This is a genomic window from Flavobacterium sp. (assembly GCF_043779715.1).
Lineage (GTDB): Bacteria > Bacteroidota > Bacteroidia > Flavobacteriales > Flavobacteriaceae > Flavobacterium.
The window spans coordinates 1-3,328 of record NZ_JAYWDT010000161.1 but is presented as its reverse complement, the minus strand read 5'-3'; the positions used below and the strand labels follow the sequence as shown (position 1 = coordinate 3,328).

At 32.5% G+C, this 3,328-nt stretch carries 2 protein-coding genes and 1 pseudogene; all 3 read right to left on the bottom strand.

The genetic code is table 11. From position 1 onward, the window contains the following. Nucleotides 1-392: pseudogene (locus ACH2BG_RS07965) on the bottom strand (glycosyltransferase family 1 protein); the annotation flags it as partial. 43 nt (nt 393-435) lie between these two features. Then, nucleotides 436-1,251 carry a 2,3,4,5-tetrahydropyridine-2,6-dicarboxylate N-succinyltransferase gene (locus ACH2BG_RS07960; RefSeq protein WP_395047173.1) on the bottom strand — a complete coding sequence of 272 codons (816 nt, stop codon included), beginning with the start codon at nt 1,249-1,251 and terminating at the stop codon, nt 436-438. Between the two features lie 2 nt (nt 1,252-1,253). Next, on the bottom strand, nt 1,254-3,161 hold the full coding sequence (locus ACH2BG_RS07955) for an acyltransferase family protein (RefSeq protein WP_395047172.1): 1,908 nt from the start codon (nt 3,159-3,161) through the stop codon (nt 1,254-1,256). Between the last annotated feature and the right edge of the window lie 167 nt (nt 3,162-3,328).

Below are 3,328 nucleotides of genomic sequence, written 5' to 3'. Positions count from 1 at the left end.
TTTCTATCAAAAAAAGAATATAAGTGTGGATAACGCATGAAGGTTAAATCATGAATTGTAACCACACTTTTTACATTTTTCTTTTTTAATCCAGAAGGAATTTCACCCGATAATCCATGAAAAACCTCAATTTTATCGGCTTCTAAATCATTGATAATTCCTTTTTGTCTCCACAAATTATAATATTTTTTATAAAATAGAGTAGAAGGTGATTTCTCTAAAATATTCTCTAAATCAGTATTAAAAAGTGCTTCCTTATTTTTTTTAGGGTTGTAAAGGAAATAAAGATTTTCAGGATAATAAGTTGCCAGAATTCTTACCAAATCTCGGCTATAATTACCCAAACCAGTCTTGTTGTGAAAAATTCTTTTTGCTTCGTATCCTATGTTCATTTATTCAATATCAATTTCAAAAATTAAAATCTGCAATCTAAAATTATACTGCTACATCATATTCACGCAAAGCGTCATTCAAAGAGGTTTTTAAATCTGTTGATGGCTTTCTAGTACCAATAATCAATGCACAAGGTACTTGAAACTCTCCAGCAGCAAATTTCTTAGTATAACTACCAGGAATTACTACAGATCTTGCTGGAACGTATCCTTTTCTTTCGATAGGTGTCTCGCCAGTCACATCGATAATTTTTGTTGAAGCAGTTAAGCAAACATTAGCCCCAAGAACAGCTTCTTTCCCTACATGCACGCCTTCAACCACAATGCAACGAGAACCAATAAAAGCACCATCTTCAATAATAACTGGAGCGGCTTGCAAAGGTTCTAGAACGCCACCTATTCCGACTCCGCCAGATAAATGCACATTTTTACCTATTTGAGCACAACTTCCTACGGTTGCCCAAGTATCAACCATCGTTCCTTCATCTACATAAGCACCAATGTTTACATAGCTTGGCATCAAAATAACACCTCTAGAAATATAGGCGCCATGACGTGCTACAGCATGAGGAACTACGCGAATTCCTTTTTCAGCATAACCACGTTTCAACGGAATTTTATCATGATATTCGAAAATACCCACTTCAAAAGTTTCCATTTTTTGGATAGGGAAGTACATCACGACCGCTTTCTTTACCCATTCGTTTACTTGCCAAGCATCGCCTTTTGGTTCTGCCACACGCAAAGTTCCAGCATCAAGTAAGTCGATAACTTCTCTAATCGCGTTTGTAGTTGTTTCTTCTTGTAGCAAAGCACGGTTTTCCCAAGCTTTTTCTATTATTGTTTGTAAGTTTGTCATTTTTATAATTTTTTTAAAGGATTTCCTTTTAGTTGAATATATTTTTTTGCTATTAATTCCGCTCCGCTTGTATTCAAATGATTAAAATTTCTGTAAACGATTGTATTGTCTACTTCTAAACCACATTTTCCATCCTTGCACATAGCATCATTCAAATCGATAACTAAAATTGCAGGAAATTGACGTTTCATTTCGTATACAATATAACTATTTGGTCTTGGTTTGAACTGTATTGAGAAATCTCTTTCTGAAAAATATACTTTTCTACCAGTTTTTAGTAATTTGAGTTTGTGCAAATTCGTTTCGGTTGTGGCGCGTAGACAATCAAAAATAACCACTTTTTTTCCTAGTTTTACTAATTCTCCTACTGTTTTCAATATAGATTGATAGTTTTTACTATCTGGTGTAGATTGTTCGTCCCAGTTTGCAGCAATAAAAATAGTTTTAAATTTTTTAGCATATTCCAGTCTTTCGGTAGCATATTCGGTCGAATTTGTTGGCGAACCATCTTCGTTCAAATTATTCAAAACTGGATAACCACCAGCGGCACTGTCATGTAAATACAAACCAGCATCTTTGGCCAAAATATCAAGAAAGGCAGCTGTATGATTTCCAAAAGAATCACCTATTAACATTCCGTCTAGCGTATCTTTTTTAATACCCAGAAAACATTCTTCGCAATTTCCGACTTTAAATTGGTCGAAACATTCTTTTCTAACTTTATTAGGATAATTCGTTTTTGGATTAAATTCTGAAAGCTCTGGAAAACGTTCAGGAAAACCATCTTTGGCATCTATAATTGCATAGATTCCTGTTATTAATAATAAAGAAGGTAAAAATCCGTACAACATGGTTTTCTTAAAATCATATTTGAAATTTATTCTAAAAGGTTGTTCGATAAATCGCCAAGAAAAATAAGACAATCCAAATATTACGACTAATGAAATAATTCTTACAACACCTTCTAAATGGATTCCCAAATATTTAATAAATATAAATAACGGCCAGTGCCACAAATACATAGAGTAAGAAAGTAAACCAATTAACACCAAAAATTTGTTTTGTAAAAACGTGTTTACGATACCTTTAGTATCTGTATTTTTTCCTGTAAAAATAAGCATCGCTGTTCCCAAACAAGGCCAAAAAGCATTCATTCCAGGAAATATACTCGATTTGTTTAATATATAAGAAGGGACTAAAATTAAAAGCAAACCTACAATCGAAATCAGGTGATTTTTGGCTTTAGAAAATTCTGGTAATTTCTCCCAAAACATAGCCAAACATGCACCAATCGCCAATTCGAATATACGAGCAGGTAACAAAAAATACGCCATTCCAGGATTAGTATCAGTTAAATAAACAGATAGAATAATTCCAAAAATTAAAAACAAAAAGACAAAAAGTAATCTTTTTTGTAAGTTCAAATATTTATGTAAAAAAAGTAAAGATATCGGCCACAAAAAATAAAATTGTTCCTCGACCGATAGCGACCAAGTGTGTAAGAACGGAATCAAATCAGAGTTTTCTGCAAAATAATCCCTTTGAGTGATCCACAAATGAAAATTATTTGTCGATAACATTGTATGTAATAAAGTTCTCGAATAAGACTCAAAATTATCTGCAAACAAAAATAAATAGGCAGGTATAGTCGTAACGAGCATTACAAAAACTAAAACAGGAATAATTCGACGAATACGACGCAAGTAAAATTGTTTAAAAGAGAATTTATTCTCGCTCATTTCCTTGTCGATAGTCAAAGTAATAAGGAAACCGGAAAGCACAAAAAATACGTCAACGCCTATATAACCGCCCGAAACGAAAGAAAAATCAGCATGAAAAAAGATAACTAGCAAAACCGCAATCGCTCGCAAACCGTCTATATCAGGGCGATAAGAAAAATTCAACTTCATTAATAGGATATTTCCAACAAAGATAACTTTTTTTGGCAATTTCAAAAGTCAAAAAATAAGGATAGAAAGCAAATTGACTTTGTTTTTTTAATTAGATATCTATATTTTATAAAAAAAAACAGATTCCAATTAAACCTTTTTCTATAACTTTTGTCTAACTTTAAGTC

Coding starts and splice junctions, on each gene's coding strand:
- ACH2BG_RS07960 (WP_395047173.1), bottom strand. CDS start 1,251: ATGACAAACTTACAAACAATAATAGAAAAAGCTTGGGAAAACCGTGCT.
- ACH2BG_RS07955 (WP_395047172.1), bottom strand. CDS start 3,161: ATGAAGTTGAATTTTTCTTATCGCCCTGATATAGACGGTTTGCGAGCG.